The organism is Candidatus Hinthialibacter antarcticus (assembly GCA_030765645.1).
GTDB lineage: Bacteria > Hinthialibacterota > Hinthialibacteria > Hinthialibacterales > Hinthialibacteraceae > Hinthialibacter > Hinthialibacter antarcticus.
Genome location: JAVCCE010000059.1, coordinates 94,479 through 113,160, shown reverse-complemented (window position 1 = coordinate 113,160; position 18,682 = coordinate 94,479). Strand labels below are relative to the sequence as shown.

Sequence of the window (18,682 nt, the reverse complement as noted above, 5' to 3'; positions counted from 1 at the left end):
AAACATGAAAATTCGAACGGCGGTTCTATGGATTGTTGCGTTTGGCGCCATCGCCCTCATTGGCCTTGTCCCGCCTACCCCCGTTGCATTCGCGCAAGACGTAGACGACAACCAATCATGTATGGAATGTCACGGCGAAGCGGATATCGTCGGCGAAATTGACGGCGAAGAAGTTTCGATGTTCATCAACCGTGAACTTAATTCTCATTCGATTCACGCCGAATTCGCCTGTATCGACTGCCATGACGATATCGAAGAGATTCCACACGAAGACGCGCTGAACAAAGTCAGCTGCACGCAGTGCCACGACGACATCCAGGAAGAACTCACCCTCTCAGTGCATAAAGGCGAGCAAGGCCCCACTTGCGTTCAGTGTCACGGCGAAGCGCACCAGATATTGCCCGCGCACGATGAAAACTCACCCGTAGAATTATTTAACGTGACAGACACCTGCGGCGCTTGCCACTCTGACGACCACATCATTCACCACTACGACACCGACGCGCCTAAGATGGAATCGCTCTACCGCGAAGGCGTCCACGCGCGCCAACTCACTGCGGGCAATAAAAACGCGCCGTCCTGCGTGAGTTGCCACGGTTTTCACAGCATCCTGCCGCTTAACAACGTCCGTTCAAAAACCAACTTCAGCAATGTGGCGCAAACCTGCGGGCAATGCCACACCATCGAACGCGACCAGTTTTTAGAGAGTTCACACGGCATCTCAGCCACCGATGGACACAAAGACGCCCCGATCTGCACCGACTGCCACGGCGAACACGCCATCTTCCGCACCGAAGACGAACGCTCGCCGGTTTCGTTCTTCCAACTGTCCGACAACACCTGTGGACGCTGCCACTCGTCTATTGTTATTAATGAAAAGTACCAGATCGCCGGCGGGAAAGTCGACAACTATTTCGACAGTTACCACGGCTTGGCCTTACAGGGCGGATCCAAAAAAGTCGCCATTTGCAGTAGTTGCCACGGCAACCACCTCATTCTGCCGTCATCAAACCCCCGCTCGACGGTCAGCCCGGAGCGCTTGGTTCAAACCTGTGGAACATGCCACCCCGGTATCAGCAAAAATGTTCTTGCGGCGCCGATTCACTCTGACGTGACCTTGCGTTCCGAATACATCGTCGCTTGGGTGCCCCGCTTATACATCCCGCTCATCATTCTCATTATCGGCGGCATGTTGCTTCACAACGGCGTGATTATTTGGGCGTTGATGAAAGAGAAATTCCGCAAAGAGGGCAGCCAAACTTCATATCAACGCTTTACCGGGTTTGAAATATTCTGCCACGTCATGTTGACCATCACTTTCATTATGTTGGCAATTACCGGATTTGCGCTCATCAGCCCCAATTCGTGGTGGGTGACCATGTTGTCTTTTGCCGGGTTTACCGAATACATCCGCGCCTTCCTGCATCGCGTCGCCGGGGCCACCATGATCGTCACGTCGGTGTTGTATGGAGGCTATATGATTCTCACCAAGCGCGGCCGCAGCGAGACGATGGCCTTTATGCCCGGGCCGCGAGACGTGGTGCATTTCTGGCAACACATGATGTTCTATCTCGGCAGACGGCAGGAGCCGCCGAAGTTTGACCGCTATGACTACACCGAAAAGATGGAATTCTGGGCGTTGATCTGGGGCATCATCATCATGGTGGCGACCGGGCTTATTTTATGGTTCCCTATATTAGCATTTGAATATATGCCTAAATGGTTGATAGACATTGCAGAAGAGATACACTACTATGAAGCTATATTGGCAACATTGGCGATCATTGTCTGGCACTTCTTCTTCGTGATTTTCCACCCGGAAGAATACCCGATGAGCGTCACCTGGTTAAACGGCAAGATGACCGTGAACCACTTGAAGCATCGCCATCCGTTAGAGTACGAGCGTCTTAAGAAGCAAAACATCATCGAGGATGGAGAGGCGTCGCCAAAAGAGTAGGCGCTTCTGCGTTTCTCCTTCCTCCAGGAGAAACATCATGGACAGACGCGATTTCTTTAGAACCGCTTCAATTGCCGGGACGGTCTGCGTTGCAGGCCGTCCCGTTTTTGCGAATGAAGCGAAACAAAACTTAGCGGATGTATACGGCGTATTAGTAGACGTAACAAAGTGCATCGGCTGCCGCAAGTGTGAGTGGGCTTGCAACGAGTCAAACCACTTACCCACCCAAACGCTGGAATCATGGGAAACGGTGGACGTCTTCGAAATGTTGAGGCGCCCTGACTCTGACCACTACACCATCGTCAACCAGTATGATCCGCCCGCCGCAGAGAAACCCTTAAACGTAAAGTTTCAATGTATGCACTGCGACGACCCGGCTTGCGTGTCAGCGTGTCTTGTGTCCGCATTGGAGAAACGGGAAAACGGCGCAGTCGAATATGACGCCGGCCGTTGTATGGGGTGCCGCTATTGTATGGTGGCGTGTCCGTTCCAGATTCCCGCGTATGAGTATGATGAGCCGCTGGTTCCTAAGGTGCAGAAATGTACGTTCTGTATTGAGCGCATCTCTGACGGCGGCGTCCCGGCGTGCGTCGAGGTTTGTCCTCCGCAGTGCCTGACCTTCGGCAAGCGGGACGAGTTGGTCACGCTCGCCCATCAGTTGGTGGACACTCATCCCGATGATTATATTGACCATGTCTACGGCGAGCATGAAGTCGGCGGGGCATCATGGATGTATATATCCAGCCAGCCTTTTGAAGACACCGGTCTGCCGACTCTCGGGACCGAAGCGCCCCCGCAGATTACCGAACCGCTTCAACATGGAATCTTCAAACATTTTATTCCCCAGGCGGCGGCCTTCGGCGTGTTAGGAATGGCGGCGGCATTCACCAAACGTACCAAAGAAGTCAATGAAACAGACGAACACATTTCCCATGCAGCCCCGGTAGAGCGCCAGTTTATCACTCCAGGCGTCATTGCGCTGATGTTAGTCGCTGGCGCAGGACTACTGGCTGGGCTATGGCGCTTCATTTTCGGCATAGGCTCCGTAACAAACCTGAATGACCAGTTCCCTTGGGGAATCTGGATCGCCATCGACGTCGCCACTGGCGTTGCGCTCGCAGCAGGCGGTTTTACCACCGCCGCCGTTGCGCATATTTTCCATCGCGAAAAATATCACGACTTGGTCCGACCGGCGCTGTTAACGGCAGTGTTGGGTTACACCTTCGTCGTCATTGGTTTGACAGCGGATTTAGGACGATACTACAACGTCTGGCATCCGATGATGCCGTGGATGTGGTCGGGCCATTCCGTTTTGTTTGAAGTCGGCCTGTGCGTTACGTTTTACCTCACAGTTCTCTACATCGAATTTTTGCCCATCGTGGCGGAACGCTTTAAGGGACGCGTAAATCTGCCCAGCCCCTTGAGCGCACTGAATAAGCCAATCGACTCATTTCTGACCATTGCCGACGCGACGCTGTCGAAAGTGATGATGTTCTTCATCATTGCAGGCGTGGTGTTGTCATTTATGCACCAGTCGTCGCTTGGCGCGTTGATGATGATCGCGCCCTGGAAGATGAACACGCTGTGGTATACGCCTATTTTGCCGTTGCTATTTTTACTCTCGGCCATTTCCGTCGGGTTCCCAATGGTAATTTTTGAATCGGTATTGGCGTCGAAATCATTCAAGCGAAAACCGGAATTGCACCTGCTGTCTTCGTTGAGCAAGGCGATTCCCGTCATTCTTTTGGTCTACCTTAGTTTCAAGATCGGCGACCTCGCTGTTCGCGAACAACTTGGCGCGATGTTTGACGGCAGTACGCACAGCCTCTTGTTCTTAACAGAGGTTGGATTGGGCGTTGCGCTGCCGATGGTTATGCTCTGTTTTGAAAACGTACGCCGTTCGGTTGCAGGGCTAATGACCGCTTCAACGCTTGTCGTCTTAGGCGTCGCGTTCAACCGTATCAATGTGTTTCTGTCGGCGTATCGCCCGGTCTATCAGGTTGAGCGATACATGCCCAGCATCAGCGAAATTCTGGTCACGGCAGGATTAATCTCGACTCTGGTTTTGGTCTACCGTTTCGCCGTTATCTTGCTGCCCGTCTTGCCCGTTGATCATGACGCGCACATTGACTCTTAGGAGAGCCAACATGAAAACGACATCAATGTTTATCCTACTCATCGCGTGTTTGACGGCGCCTCTTTTTATTTCAGCGCATGAAGACCAACCGCTGGATTGCAAGCAGTGCCACACCTGTTTGAATCCGACCGAAGAGGAGCCTTGCCTGGTTCCCTGCCCGCGCAATACCAGCCAGGTGCTGCCCATTGAGCGGATGGGGCCGGACATTGTCATTCTCGACGAATTACAAGCAATCGAAGATTTATACGTCCCCGTTCGTTTTAACCATGAAACCCATGCGCACATGTCGAGCACAGCAGACGGTTGCGTTACCTGCCATCATTACAACGAAAACAGCATTGCTCCCGCCGCCTGCGTTACATGCCACCCAATGGAAATCATTCATGAAAACCTGGCGCAACCCGGCTTGAAGGGCGCCTACCACCGCCAGTGCATCGGCTGCCACATTCAATGGGACCCAAACACGGAATGCGTGGTCTGCCATGAGAAAAAAGCCGGAGGCCGCCTGCACGGCGTCGCCACAACCGTATCGACGAAACGCTTCTACCCCATCGTGAAAATGCGTGATTTGATTGTCTATGAGACCGAATATGAAGAAGGCGACAAGGTGCCGTTTCATCACCGCACCCACGCCATGAAATACGACCGCAATTGCGGCGACTGCCATATTGATCAATCCTGCGACGCCTGTCACACCCAAGGCATGGCGGAACTCAAGCCGATGGGCGACATCGCGCCAGATGAGATGCACGACCATTGCTTTGTTTGTCACGGTGAAGCCGAATGTGAACACTGCCACGGTCGCGAGACTGATAATGTCTTTTCGCACGACATTACCGGCTGGCAGATGAAGCCCTACCATGAGCCGGCCCATTGCCGCGACTGCCACAGCGTACGCGGCGAATTCGTCGCGCTGAACCCATCCTGTAAAAGTTGTCACGCCAGCGGTTGGCCGTTGGAAGGCTTCGACCATGCAGTCACAGGCGCAAAATTTGACGAAGTCCATATTGAGGCGGAATGCGAAAACTGCCACGGCGAATCGCTCTCGACCGAAGGCGGCGTGATTCTTCTTCAGCAAGAGAAGATTGCGATTTCATGCAGCGAGTGTCATGATGAAGATTGGAAGTACGACCCCGCCGTTGGCTTTGCCGCCCAGTAAAAAATATTACGAGTGAAAATGAAAACCCCGCCGCTGGATCGTTCCGGTGGCGGGGTTGTTTTATGTACCGTCCGTTGATTTTGCTATTTGATATTTTTTTATCTTTGAAGAGAGCGTGGTTGGCTTGAGCCCTAAAAGATTTGCGGCTCCATCCTCTCCATAAATTTTCCATTTTGTTCTGATTAACGCATTGATGATATTCTCTTTCTCTAGTTGTTTGAATTCATCATCCGTTAAGAGTTTTCCATCATCTAATCGAACAGTTCCTTTGGAGGGTTCCACCGTTAAACTCGACTGGATTGTCGGCGGAATGTCGAGTTGTAATTGACCGGACTGGCTGATAATTACCGCCCGTTCTATGACATTCTGCAATTCGCGGATATTTCCCGGCCAGTCGTAATGTTGTAATTGAATCATCTGAGCGGGCGAAAACATGCCGCAGGAGCGACCGGATTGATGCCGAATCTCTTGAATAAAGCGCCCCACAAGAAGCGGGATGTCTTCTTTTCGGTCCCGAAGCGGCGCCACGTCGATGGGAAACACATTCAACCGGTAGTAGAGGTCATGGCGAAACCGCCCCGCTTCAACTTCTTCTTTCAGATTGCGGTTTGTCGCGGCGATAATACGAACATTCACTTTGCGTGACTTGTCTTCTCCAACGCGCTCAAACTCTCCTTCTTGCAAAACCCTTAGCAATTTACTCTGCAATTCAATGGGGATTTCGCCAATTTCATCTAAGAAGAGCGTACCGCCGTCCGCAGCTTGAAAACGGCCTAAGCGGTCTCGAACCGCCCCGGTAAACGAGCCTTTCACATGACCAAAGAACTCACTCTCATACAACTCTTTGGGGACAGACGCACAATTGACTTTAATCAGCGGTTTGTTGCAGCGCTGGCTTCGGTGATGAATTTCACGCGCAACCAGTTCCTTACCAGTGCCTGACTCGCCATAAATCAATACATTGGCGTTTGTCTCTGCGACCAAGTTGATTTGTTCAAGATTTTTTTTCAACGCCTCGCTTCGCCCGATGATTTCACCAAACGCATGCGCTTCATTCACTTCTTGTTTGAGATAATCGTTTTCATATTCTAACTGTTTTCGCAAAGTCTCGATTTCCTCAAACGCCCGTGCATTCATGATGGCTGCGGCGGCGTGGTCCGCCAACATTCTCAACCAGATAAGTTCTTCTTCAGTTGTATGAATTCGTGAAAATACCATCAAAACGCCAAGCGCCTCGTCTCGAAATAGGAGAGGCTGACCAGCGAAGCCAACAATTTTTTCATCCTCAACCCATTGGGGACGCACCAACCATTCTGAATCCGGCTGTATTTCTTTGATGATGATTGGCTCTTTCGCGGCGGCGATCATCCCTACTTTTCTGATTCCAATAGGAAAGCGTCGAAAATCACCGTTCTTTCCGCCCCATGATTCATCTGTATCAACCAGCGATTTCCCTCTACTGGCTACAAGATGGAGGCACTCAGATTGATCAGGGCACTCGGCTTTCAAAAGGCACTGGTGACAGAGGTCGCCAGGAAGAGCCAGCCATAAACGGGCCAGGGCAATATGCGGAATTTCCGCCAAGCCTTGTACAAGCATCTCCAGCAAACGATCTATCGAGCGCTCTTGAGCGATCATTAAAAGTAGATGTTTGAGAGACTCGAAGTTTTTTTGTGGATTGTGGTTATCTTCCATCCGCCAATTATAACGATATTTCGTTGGACAGAAACGAAAATTCGTTAACAACGAAATTCCGTCACGGAATCCATTTCAACAAAACCAACGCAATCACTTGTATTCATTGCCCTTACAATTCAAAACCTGTTTGGCACAGCAAATGCAGATAGAGACAGTATAGAAACACACCACAAACAGTAATGGAGATAGATCATGCCAAGGCTTAAAGCGGTTCAGCCAGAAACAACCAATGGAAAAGTCAAAGAAATGTTGGATGCAGTGAATAGTAAACTTGGAATGATCCCAAATTTAATCAGGACATTCGCCAATTCCCCAGCGGTCTTACAAGCCTATCTGGACTTTAGTGGAGCATTAGCGGGGGGTGTGCTTACCCCAACCCTTCGCGAGCAAATTGCCCTGGTCGTAAGTCAAACCAACCAGTGCGAGTATTGTTTGTCCGCTCATTCAGCCATTGGAAAAATGCTGGGATTGAGTCAAGAGGAAATTCTCGACAACCGTCAGGCGACTTCATCCAATCCAAAAACCGAGGCCGCGCTTCAATTTTCAAAACGCGTCGCGGAAAAGCGCGGATTCATATCAGATGATGAATTCAAGCAATTACAATCCGCTGGGTATTCCGATGAAGAGATCGCTGAAATCATCGCCAATATTTCGCTCAACCTCTTCACCAATTACTTCAACCACATCGCAGAAACAGACATTGACTTCCCCCTTGCTGCGGCGATTAAAACGCCTAAAAAAGCCGCCGCATGCAGTTGCTAGAGCGCTTGTCAAACCGCAATCAAGTTCTATTAACCAAACTAAGATGTGAAAGGAACACCATAATGAAGATGTTTACAAAGTCTCACAAGCAAATCGTTTTTGTGTTTATCGCAGCATGTTTCGTCACCTTAAACACGGGGAAAAACGCCCTTGCGACAGAACAGCAACCGTTCGCTCAGCAAGTTCAATACAAAACGGTGGAAATTGAAGGTTTAGACATCTTCTATCGTGAAGCCGGCCCAAAGCAAGCGCCAACGGTGTTACTGCTGCACGGCTTTCCGACTTCGTCGCACATGTATCGAAATCTGATTCCAAAACTTGCAGAGCAATACCATGTGCTTGCGCCTGATTATCCTGGCTATGGCAATAGTTCGGCGCCGGCAGTCGATGAATTTGAATATACGTTTGATCATCTGGCGAAGATTGTCGATCAATTTTTGGCTGCTAAACAAATTGAAACATTTAGCCTGTATGTGATGGACTACGGCGCCCCGGTCGGCTTTCGTCTCGCGGCGAAATATCCAGAGCGCATTGAATCAATCATCGTGCAAAATGGAAACGCATACGATGAAGGCCTCAAAGAATTTTGGGACCCGATCAAAGCCTTTTGGAAAGACCGCAGCGAAGAAAACGCCAACGCACTACGAAAACTACTGACCTTGGATGCAACCAAATGGCAATACACCGATGGCGTTCGCAATCCCGATGCAATCAGCCCGGACAACTGGCGGGTTGACCAACCATTATTAGACCGCCCCGGCAGCCAGGAGATTCAGTTGCAGATGTTCTATGACTACGGCTCAAACCCGAAGTTGTACCCCAAGTGGCAGAAGTATTTTCGCGACTATCAACCGCCGATGTTAATTGTGTGGGGCAAGAACGACTACATCTTCCCTGCTGACGGCGCGTACCCCTACAAACGCGATCTGAAAAATGTGGAAATCCACCTGCTTGACACAGGGCATTTTGCGCTTGAAGAAGATGTTGATTTCATTGCGGGGCGTATGCTGTACTTCCTAAAAAGCAATGTGAATCTCTCAGACAATACATAGAAAATCGAATTGCGACCCCGCCGCTGGATCGTTCCGGCGGCGGGGTTGTTATTATCTATTCATCAACGTTGCGGCCAATCACGAACAGATGTTTCCTTCACGATGCCTTCCATGCGGGCGTTTGAGCAAACCACATACTTTTGTTCGAGAGCCTCATAATATCGCAAAAACGCTGCTGCCTCTGGCGTGTCATACGCCTGCATGTCGCGAATGTAGGGATGGGCAATTGATTGATAGAGCAGTTCCGCTTCTACGCTGAACGGGCCTTCGAAGCCAGACCAATCAATCGTATAAAAGATTTCATCCTTCCCATTTCCATACCCGCTTCCATACCCGCTATCGTGAGTTGTAATTCGGTCAGGTTTAATATCGTCTGGCACATTGAGCGAATCAAACCCAAGCGGTGGGATACGATTGTCTTTTGCGTACCTGTCCGCCAGTAGAAGCGTTTGGGTTATATTCAGATTTGAATCCTGAAAAACCGTTTCATAAATCTGAACATCCTCTTGTTGACTGATCGCAGGATAATGCATTTCAATTTTGGGTTCGGAGTCTTCAAAATCGCTGTCAGCGCCTTCGATACGACCGTCTTCAAGCGGGCGGCCCGATTCAAAAACGACTGCGCCGGCGCCGTCGATTAATTTGAAATGGATCCATGCGCGGCGAGAAGGATAGCCCGCCGGGAATTTATGGCCCGTGTGATTAAGGACTGTCAGAAACACTCGCAGTTTGTCCCCTCCCTGCACATTATCAATCACAACTTCCGCGCTGGATTGTTGCAGTTGGTTTACGACGCGTTCAATGGTTGCGTCAAACTGCCCGCTTGTTGCGGTCACATTGAGTTCATCACCGTTATCTCTGAGTATCTCCAGCATACTTACATTGCCGCCGACAAATTGATGTTGGCTGAATGGAGAGCGCGCCGCCGCATGAGGCGGGATGTTGGAAATTCTGACGCCTCCCTCGGCGTGAGGCATGTGGCAATCCTGGCAACTCTTATCATCGTCACCCTCGCCGTCTGCATACGCGCTATGCAGCCACTCCAGGTAAATTGTCTGCTCGGGAAATTCGCCAATCACCTCGCCCGCGTCATTCACTGTCGGCGTGTAGAGCGTATGGCAAGACGCGCACAGTTTTGATTCTGTAAGATGCTCGCCCAATTCAGGCGTAAATTGACTGATATTGCGCATGGGATTGATCAACGGATTGCTGTAAGGACCAAAAATAATGCGGTCTGGTTTGACCCTTGCGTCATCAATCACATAGCCGCCGCTGAACGAATCCGGTTCGCCTAATCCGTCTGGTTGAATTTGGTGACACAACGCACACGACACGCCGTCCATGCCGATTGCATGGTACGGGTTATCGGGATTGGTAAAACCATCCTCTAAAATATGCGTCGCCGCGCCGTCAGCCAGCGCCTGTTCATGCGCCATGCCGAAATGGCACTTGGCGCACTTGTCTTCGATCACGTCGCGCAACGCGGGGAAGCGAGCGACCTCCGTGCTGACTTTCGCGATAAAGAATGGATCGCGCGCGCTGTTGGCCATCATGGTCGAGCGCCAATGGGCGTCGATGGATACGTCGTTTCCGGCGGCGTCAATCAGGTTCTGATGACAGAGCGCACAGTTGCCGGAGCCGACCATTAACGAAGTCGCTTCGGTCGGCAAAGTCTGCGCTGATGGATTGGAAACCAAAATCAGTAATAACGAAGCGATGAATAAAAAAGTAAGACCAGAACGAAACATAAACCATCTCCAATAATTAGAACCCATCTCAAACGATTTGATCTTTCGCTGCGAAAGGTATAGGTACAATTCTACTCGCTTCATGGATTTAAAAAAAACTCCCCGAACGATATCCGCCCGGGGAGTCTAATTCTCACTGGCATTGTTTACTGCTTACCGGAACAACGTCCACTGGTCGATGCCTGCAGCGGGGACGCTGCGTACGCAATCGTCGCCAAAGTTGAACGATTTCAAAGTTGTGGCTTCTTGAGCGGTGAAGCCCAGCGATTCATAATTCAACACGCTGTTTTCGCTGTGGCAGCATGTGCAGTTCAGCGCTTTTTCTTTGGTGATGCCGTGGCTGATGCTAAATACGCATTCGCTTTCTTTGAAGCCAGCGAATTCGCCTGGAACCGGCGGCAAAGTGGTCGTCGCGAGGATTTCATCGGTTATCATCGCGTTGTAGGCAGCCAATCCCTGATTCAGCGCTTCTTGCAGGTTGCCGGTCTTGAACATCACGCCCCATTTTAATGGAACCGGATGGCCGTTTGCATCAACCGGCTGATTGAACGCAACCGTTTTGTAAGGATAAATCTTGCCGTTGCCTTTTGAGCCGTTTGGTTCGATTTCGCCTTTAACGGTACCGTTAAACCAATGGAAATCGAGTTGGAAATTATCGTCAGCAAACTCAACCTTCACGCCATACAAGCCGAGAGGATCGTCTGCGTTTGGTTCGGTGGTGACGGCGAAGTCTTTACGAATCGCGCCGCCTTCTGAAGTCGCGTGGCAGCCCGTGCAAGAAATGAACCCGGCGTGTTCGTTATAGCGCGAGCCTTCTTCGTGTGGGGTTTCGCTATGGCAGCTGAGGCACATTTGATCTTCAACCAATGTATCAAACGCATACAGATCATTATTGGGGTTGCGTTTGGTGCGATGGTCGCCTTTAAATTCACGAAGCGAGTGGCAATCGGTGCATGCCATGCCCGCCGCAGCGTGAACATCATGATCTTCATCATAAATCGAACCGCGTTTGAAACTATATTCCATGTCGTCAAGCGCAACCTTGCCGCCGCCAGCAGCCGCGTGGCAGCGATTGCAATATTCCGACTTGGGTTTACCGACCGTCTTGGCCGCTTCGGTCATACCGCTGAAATCCAACGCGCCGTCAACAATCGGGGCCGCCATCACCACTGCGGCGCCGTTCATTTCGCCTGCATATAATTTGCGCGAATAGTTTTCCGCGTGGCAGACAAGACAATCAACATTATAGGTTTCATTTTCGGCTGGCGTATCCAACCCTGTCGCGGAATACGGCTTGTAACCAACGCCGATGTGGCACTTGGCGCATCCACCCGGCTTATCAATATGCGGAGTGGTGGGGTCGTCTTTCAGGTTGCCCATCCAGTTAAATTGGGGAACAGTCGTCGGAAATCCGCATAATTTCCATAATTTACCCGAGACTTCGGTTTCGTGCGGCGTCACGCCGTCTTCCTCAAACAAATAGCCTTCAGGCACGGGCGACTCAAACTTGTAGTGGACCGTTGATTGGATGTGCTCGACGGTTCCAGCGTGACAAGTTTCACAGGTTTTCGCTCCCTCATAATTTTGGATCAGGAACGAGTGATCCATTTGGGCGAATACCGGTAATCCTAAACTGCATACCAATACGAACGCTCCAATAATACATAGGTGCTTTGCCATGATGAAATTCCTTTCCACACTCCTTTATATAAAGCGGTCCGCAATAACAAACCGCTAATGCTTACAATGTGGTCTTCTTATAGCGCCAGTGTCGGCCCGCCAAATGAGGCCATTTTATCCAAGTGTTCTTTCAGCGATGCACACATGTACTGACAGAAAAATTGAAGCCCCTCGCCTTCGACGCTGTAAAACGTCTGTACGCCTTCTTTTCGCTGTCCAACAAACCCATGCCGAAATAAAATGGCCAGATGTTTAGAAACCGTGGCCTGGCTTTTTTCGACGCTTTCGGCGAGTTCATGAACACATAATTCCTGCTGCATGAGACAATGCAACAGGTGGATTCGAGTGGGATCAGCGAGAGCGCGAATGCGCTCGGCAAGCATGCGGCGAAATTCGGGATTTGCAATCTGTAACGCTGCTGATTCATTTTCCATGATGTAGCTCCAATGTTAGCTAAATTCTAGAATAGCTAAAATAGCATATCAAGACGTAATGCAGTTTTTGTGCTAAAAAAAATTCTAATATACTTGATAAATGCAATATAATTAATCATTTTATTTACAAAATACTTTCAATAACGGATAAAAAATGCAAGTCTATATAAAAAAAATAGTTACACAGGTTTATCTAGAAAATTTCAATGTATGTTTTTAAGAATCCCTCCTTTTTTTTAGGCAATTAGTTGACTGTATTAGTCATTGATAAATAACCATAAAATACATACACGCCTAAATTTTCCGTTTAGGCGTGTAGAACGTGGGTTATAACTCACAACCAACTGGGGCAAATCGCTCGGCTATTTGCTTTCATCTCACAACTACAGGCTAGCCCTTTTTGAGCATACGCTCAATCTTTGGATACAGCATTGATGACCACAATTGATAGCCGTCTTCATTCAAATGCAGCCCGTCTTCAAGAAAAATTTCCTTGCGGGGGTGTCCATCGGGGCCAATCATGGGAGGATCAATGTTGAAAAATTCCAAGTTGGATTTTTTTACGCAATACTGATGAATCATCTTGTTGGTTTCGCGCACTTCGTCAATCAGGTTCCAGCGTTTGATGCTTGGCTTGATCGCGACATAAATCAGGCGCGAGCCGGGCGCCTTGGTTTTCATCAGATGGATAAATGTTTTGAAATCGTTAAACACACGTTGCGGGCTTTTGCCTGAACCGACGTCGTTGTCTCCCGCATAGAACACGATGACTTTTGGCTGATAGGGCGTAACCAAGCGATCAAAATAATAAATGCTGTCTTCGATCTGCGACCCGCCGAAGCCGCGGTTGATAGCGTTCAATTCAGGAAACCATTTTTTGATTTTCCACATACGGATGCTTGAACTGCCCAAAAACAACACATCGACATTTTTGATATTGTTTTCCTGGTCTTGTTTCTCAAACTTCGAAATGTCTTTTTCCCATTTGGTCGTATCGTAAGCGTCTTTTGCGACAGCGGTCATGCAAACCAATAATGCAACAAGTATGAGGTGAAGCCTTTTCATTCCGTCCTCTCTTTCCTTTATCATTGATATCAACACTAAAATTATGCCGGACGGTCCGCGCTTAAATCAAAGCGTTGATACGCCCAAACCGTGCACACGAACAACACCAGCATCCACAAAACGCAGCCAACCCAAGCGACGCTCGCTAAGATTATATAAAATAATAGGTCTGACAAAGCAGGAAGCAGCCCCTGCACAACCGATGCGGCGCCAAAGCCAATGCCAAACGAAAGCCCGCCGCAAATCACGATGACCAGCATCTTCAAGAGCATCATCAAATAGATGCGCCCTAAAAATTGAATATCGCCAGCAGAGTTTGGCTGCATTCTCACAGGGAACAACAAGAAAAACAGGTTTTCTATTTCAAGCATTAATACGACGCCGGGCACGGAAAAACATAACATGCCGATCCACATCATCCATTCTCCTGTGATGAGAGTGATCGAACCCAATACTAAAACAAAGCACAACAAAAATAACGAAGGCGTAAGGAGTTGACCTGCAACCACGCCGTATGGATTGAGCGGCATCTGTTTCAGCCACTCGATTTGGTCGATGTCACTGCGGAAATCAAAACGAATTTGCTGTGGGAAAAATATAAACGCAAACCCAAACACAGCCGCCAGCCCGGCAATCGCCCCGCCTGAACCAAAGCCGGAAAAGATCAGAAACGGCCCCATAAAGATTGCTGTGATGAGAAATAGCCGCAGCAACGAAGGCCATTGACGATAGGCGCTGGTCAACTGCCGCCATGCCACCGGCCCCGCCCCGCCCCACCACGGCAGCCGAGGGACGCCCCGAATCGCCGATTTGACCGAACTGGATTGTCCTAACACCCCGCCCTGCAGGGCTTTTTTGCGGCGCGTATACATACGCTGGCTGACTTCGAGAGACACTTCAATATAGTTTTTATCAAAGAATAAAATCAGAGAGACCAATCCGGCGTTAATCGCCAATGCGATCGACGCATAGTAAATCCATTCAAAGAAAAAGGAGCGCGACGTAATCAGATATGCGAACACCTGGAACGGCGCCAATACAATGGTTCCAAGCCAGGTCGCATGAAATGCTTTGATATAGTCAGATGGTTGTTTCAAGTCGCCGGATACAATCAGCGTTTCAATCGTGCTGTATTCAAACAAGAGAAAAGCAACAATGACAGCCGAGATAATACCAAAAAGCGTCCACTTCACGCGACGGTCCATCACAACATTCTGCATCATCAAGACAACCACGATGTCAAGCAATGTCATAAACACCATCAGCAAGAAAAAGCCGACAAACGAAACAAACCAATACGCCACCCACTGTTTCGCCACCACCGAAAAAATTAACGCGCTAAACGTCAACTTCATCATAAAATCGCATAATTTATAAAACAGCAAATCGCGCCGTGAAAATGGCCCAGCGAACAGAAAACCAATCTCACACGGCTCAAAGTTCAACGCCATATCTTTTTGTGCAGTCACTAAATTCATCACAAAAAACATCAAGAAGAAAGGCGGCATCATCAAGCGCACCTGCTCCACTTGCGGCAGTCCGCGCATCTCTCCCATGAACAACATCGGAATCATCCATAAGGTAATCATGCACAACGCAACGACTGCAAAAATCGCGCGCTTGAACGAAAAGAAACTATAGAGCGTGTGGCGAAACCACGCTTTCGTGCGCAGACGGAGTAAATAAAGAAGAGGGATAAAATTAGATGGCATCACTTGGCATCTTCGGTTTCTGTTGGTTGGGCATTATTCGTCGCGTCGGCGCCAGTCACTTGGAAAAATATCTCTTCCAACGAAGAGCGGCGGTCAAGATTTGAAAATTTCTCCATCACTTCATCAATGCTGCCAAACAATAATGAAACGCGGTTCATCATCAGTAGATGAGTGCATATATCTTCGACTAAATTCAACAAGTGCGAGCTAATTACAATCGCCGCGCCGTTTTGCGCCCGTTGAATGATTGAGTCTTTCATTTGCCGGATGCCGCGCGGGTCTAATCCCGTTAGTGGTTCGTCTAAGACCAATACCGTCGGGTCATGCAGGTACGCGCAACTGATCGCGACTTTCTGCCGCATCCCGCGCGAGAGTTCGTTCGCGAATGTCGAACGCTTCTCCCAAAGTTCAAATTGCTTCAAGATTTGTTCGCCGTATCCCGCAAAATCTTTCAATTGATACGCCGCCGCGACAAACTCCAAGTGTTCCCACACGGTGAGAGAATCAAACAGTTTGGGATCGTCAGGGATATAGGCGAGAATGCGCTTGGCTTCGACGGGTTGTTCAACGACGTCAAACCCGCCCGCGAACAGTTGCCCGCTTGTTGGCGGAATAATTCCACACAATGATCGCAGCGTGGTGGTTTTTCCGGCGCCGTTCGGCCCGACCATCCCCATAATCTCGCCGGGCTGCACTTTAAAACTGAGGCCTTCAACCGCGACCAAATCACGATAGGCCTTATGAAAGTCAATGACTTCGATCACGCCTGCGTCTCCTCATTATGATAAAAACCTGGCTACAACCCTCGACATACAATACAGAAAAGCGTAATAAATCTCTACAGTGAAACGTCACTCCCGGGAGAAATCATCATGCTGCGCCAATTAGTCTTACTACTTACTTTATACGCTTTTTTCTTCACTTCCGTTCATTCAAGTGAAACAAAAGAAGAGTGGAAATCTCTCTTTAACGGTCGAGACCTAAGCGAATGGAGCGTCCAGTGTAAACCGGAAGACAAGGACACCGTTTTTTGGAGCGTCCAAGACGGGGCCATCACAGCGGATTCGCTCAATCAAAAAGGACACGACTATGTCTGGTTAATGAGCAAACAAGAATATCAGAATTTCACGTTTCATTTTAAATTCCGCGCATTTCGCGACAGCCCCGGCAATAGCGGCGTTCAAATTCGCAGTCGCTACGACGTTGAATCCGGTTGGCTCAACGGCCCGCAGATCGACATCCACCCGCCCGCGCCCTGGCGCTGCGGCATGATGTGGGACGAAACACGCGGCGTACAGCGTTGGATTTTCCCCGATATCCCCAAGGGCAAGTGGGTCAATGAGTCGATGTCGGTTCCTCAGCGGGTCTTCTACTTTTCGGATGGCGAAACGCCGTGGAACCAGATGGAAATCACCGTCGCGGGACTTAACATTCGCGCGGTGCTCAACGGCGTTGTGATAACTGACTTCAAGGGACAAGGCATTCTGGACGACGCCGCGCACACAAGACGCCGCGTCGGAGAATCAGGCCATATCGCATTGCAAATACACAAAGGCGATCAACTAAAAATCCAATTTAAAGAACTGGAAATCAAAGAGCAGCCTTAAGCGTTTGCCATTACGTTTTCGGGTCCGATAGTACGGGAAGATAAATACGGAAAATGGCGCCTTGACCAGACTCGCTGTTGCATTCAAGCCAACCCTTGTGTTGCTTGATAATGCCAAACGCGCTCGCCAATCCCAAGCCTGTGCCGCTTCCGGTTTTGGTTGTGTAAAACGGTTCAAAGATATGGTCAACGACATCGGGGTGGATGCCGTTGCCATTGTCTTCAACCTCAATGACGGAAAAATGTTCGTTGTACTCTTTTCTGAATTCGTTGTATGTTCGTATCAAAATTTCATAATTTGAATTGTCCGGGTCAACTCTATGTTCTTGTTTCTCTCCGATGGCGTCGATGGAATTCACGCAGAGGTTCATCAAGACAGAATGTAACTGGGCCGGGTCCGCCAACACCTCGGGGAGATCGGGTTGAAGATCAACATGAAGTTGAATACTTGGATCAAGCGTTTGTTGTATAAGTTCTGAAACCTCTTGTACGCTTTCGTTGATGCGATGCGGCTTCAAATCTAATTTCACCTTGCGGCAAAACGCCAGCAACTGCTCGACGAGTTCCGCCGCGCGGTTTGCCGCGTTGTTTGCGTTCGTCAAAAACCGGCTGGGTTCAGGCCCCGCTTCATCAATGGCAAGGTCGAGGTTTCCACTGATTCCCGTTAGCAAGTTATTGATGTTATGCGCAATCCCTCCAGCCATTTTCCCCAGGGACTCGAGTTTTTGCGCCAGCAGATATCGTTCTTCGAGTTCTTTTCGGTCGGTGACATCTGAGATTAACGACAAAATATGAGGCGAACCGATTTCATCATGTAATTGAATCGTTGTGGTCGAGATGCGGAAAATTCTTTTCATTCCGTCCGCCCGCGTAATCGGCCATTCCTCAACGTGTAATTGTTTTCTTTGCTTGATTCGTTCCAGCCGCCTCAGCGCCAGCCGGTGTTTTTTTTCTTCAGGAAAGAACACTTGAAAGCATCCAAATCGGTTAATTTCTTCTTTTGAATATCCGGTGATCTCCAACATTTGGCGGTTCCAAATTGAAAAATGCAGATAGGGCGACTTTGAAACTTCCTGGCAAACGCACAAGCCTTCCGCAGCGTTCTCAATAATTGAATCGCGCAAGAGTGATTCTTTGAATAAGTCATCCTGGGCAATTTGCAACCGCTTCTTGTCCTGGTCCAACTCCAGCCGAAGTAAAGCGATATCCGATACGGCAAAATATATGCCGATGATTGCAGAAATCAGGCTTCCTAAAATTGAAAAGTTTTCAATGACGCCGCGAACCAAACTTTCATGTCCAATTATAGGAATTTCATCTAAATAGGGAATTTCTTCTGTCAAATCGAATATAAATAGCAGAAAAATGAACATGAAAAATAAAAAGATCGAATAGTAAAATCTGGTTCTTTTTAAATAGCCTGACGAAATTTTTGAAAGTGAAAGAATAAAAATTGAATAAATAACTAAGCGCACCAATGCATTTGTTATAGGATGAAAATTGTCTGTCCGATCAAGAATTTCAATAATGAGTAAACAGAAAGCAAATCCGAAAACGGCATACAATGCGTAACGTAATCTTTTGAGTATGGCGCCGGGCGACAACTCGGTCATTGGTGAATTATTTTTCATTCGATTCGCATTCATCTTAGAGAACGTTTCATTTAGACTAT

Annotated in this window: 14 protein-coding genes; 6 read left to right on the top strand and 8 right to left on the bottom strand. The window is 48.9% G+C overall.

Going from position 1 to position 18,682, the window contains the following annotated elements:
- Positions 1 to 4 precede the first annotated feature (4 nt).
- The 3 genes from P9L94_14475 to P9L94_14465 are packed head-to-tail and all read left to right on the top strand — an operon-like array spanning position 5 to position 5,253.
- On the top strand, positions 5 to 1,957 hold the full coding sequence (locus tag P9L94_14475) for a cytochrome b/b6 domain-containing protein (GenBank protein ID MDP8245286.1): 1,953 nt from the start codon (positions 5 to 7) through the stop codon (positions 1,955 to 1,957).
- Positions 1,958 to 1,994: 37 nt separating this feature from the next.
- Positions 1,995 to 4,094 (top strand): Ni/Fe-hydrogenase cytochrome b subunit, encoded by a 2,100-nt coding sequence (gene hybB, locus P9L94_14470; GenBank protein ID MDP8245285.1) that lies wholly within the window; start codon positions 1,995 to 1,997, stop codon positions 4,092 to 4,094.
- Positions 4,095 to 4,104: 10 nt separating this feature from the next.
- Complete coding sequence (locus tag P9L94_14465; GenBank protein MDP8245284.1) at positions 4,105 to 5,253, top strand: cytochrome c3 family protein; 1,149 nt, start codon at positions 4,105 to 4,107, stop codon at positions 5,251 to 5,253.
- Positions 5,254 to 5,313: 60 nt separating this feature from the next.
- Here P9L94_14465 and P9L94_14460 read toward each other — a convergent pair whose 3' ends face one another.
- Complete coding sequence (locus tag P9L94_14460; protein ID MDP8245283.1) at positions 5,314 to 6,948, bottom strand: sigma 54-interacting transcriptional regulator; 1,635 nt, start codon at positions 6,946 to 6,948, stop codon at positions 5,314 to 5,316.
- Between the two features lie 195 nt (positions 6,949 to 7,143).
- On the opposite strand from P9L94_14460, the gene P9L94_14455 reads away from it, so the two are divergent.
- Positions 7,144 to 7,713 (top strand): carboxymuconolactone decarboxylase family protein, encoded by a 570-nt coding sequence (locus tag P9L94_14455; protein MDP8245282.1) that lies wholly within the window; start codon positions 7,144 to 7,146, stop codon positions 7,711 to 7,713.
- A 62-nt stretch (positions 7,714 to 7,775) separates the two neighbouring features.
- Positions 7,776 to 8,765, top strand: coding sequence for an alpha/beta hydrolase (locus P9L94_14450; GenBank protein ID MDP8245281.1), 990 nt, complete (start codon positions 7,776 to 7,778; stop codon positions 8,763 to 8,765).
- A 62-nt stretch (positions 8,766 to 8,827) separates the two neighbouring features.
- On the opposite strand, the gene P9L94_14445 is transcribed toward P9L94_14450, so the two are convergent.
- The 6 genes from P9L94_14445 to P9L94_14420 form a co-directional block, all read right to left on the bottom strand.
- On the bottom strand, positions 8,828 to 10,513 hold the full coding sequence (locus tag P9L94_14445) for a hypothetical protein (protein ID MDP8245280.1): 1,686 nt from the start codon (positions 10,511 to 10,513) through the stop codon (positions 8,828 to 8,830).
- 153 nt (positions 10,514 to 10,666) lie between these two features.
- Positions 10,667 to 12,193, bottom strand: coding sequence for a hypothetical protein (locus tag P9L94_14440; protein ID MDP8245279.1), 1,527 nt, complete (start codon positions 12,191 to 12,193; stop codon positions 10,667 to 10,669).
- A 77-nt stretch (positions 12,194 to 12,270) separates the two neighbouring features.
- Positions 12,271 to 12,627, bottom strand: a complete 357-nt coding sequence (locus P9L94_14435; GenBank protein MDP8245278.1) for a metalloregulator ArsR/SmtB family transcription factor — start codon at positions 12,625 to 12,627, stop codon at positions 12,271 to 12,273.
- 390 nt (positions 12,628 to 13,017) lie between these two features.
- A complete protein-coding gene (locus P9L94_14430; GenBank protein MDP8245277.1) occupies positions 13,018 to 13,692 on the bottom strand; it encodes an SGNH/GDSL hydrolase family protein in 675 nt (224 codons plus the stop codon).
- A 41-nt stretch (positions 13,693 to 13,733) separates the two neighbouring features.
- Positions 13,734 to 15,404: a putative ABC exporter domain-containing protein gene (locus P9L94_14425; GenBank protein ID MDP8245276.1), complete on the bottom strand. Its 1,671-nt coding sequence runs from the start codon at positions 15,402 to 15,404 to the stop codon at positions 13,734 to 13,736.
- Positions 15,404 to 16,168 carry an ABC transporter ATP-binding protein gene (locus tag P9L94_14420; protein MDP8245275.1) on the bottom strand — a complete coding sequence of 255 codons (765 nt, stop codon included), beginning with the start codon at positions 16,166 to 16,168 and terminating at the stop codon, positions 15,404 to 15,406. The genes P9L94_14425 and P9L94_14420 overlap by 1 nt, the downstream gene beginning before the upstream one ends.
- A gap of 108 nt (positions 16,169 to 16,276) precedes the next feature.
- Between P9L94_14420 and P9L94_14415 the strand changes: the two genes are divergently transcribed.
- Positions 16,277 to 17,011 carry a DUF1080 domain-containing protein gene (locus tag P9L94_14415; GenBank protein ID MDP8245274.1) on the top strand — a complete coding sequence of 245 codons (735 nt, stop codon included), beginning with the start codon at positions 16,277 to 16,279 and terminating at the stop codon, positions 17,009 to 17,011.
- A gap of 10 nt (positions 17,012 to 17,021) precedes the next feature.
- Here P9L94_14415 and P9L94_14410 read toward each other — a convergent pair whose 3' ends face one another.
- Positions 17,022 to 18,383 carry an ATP-binding protein gene (locus tag P9L94_14410; GenBank protein ID MDP8245273.1) on the bottom strand — a complete coding sequence of 454 codons (1,362 nt, stop codon included), beginning with the start codon at positions 18,381 to 18,383 and terminating at the stop codon, positions 17,022 to 17,024.
- Between the last annotated feature and the right edge of the window lie 299 nt (positions 18,384 to 18,682).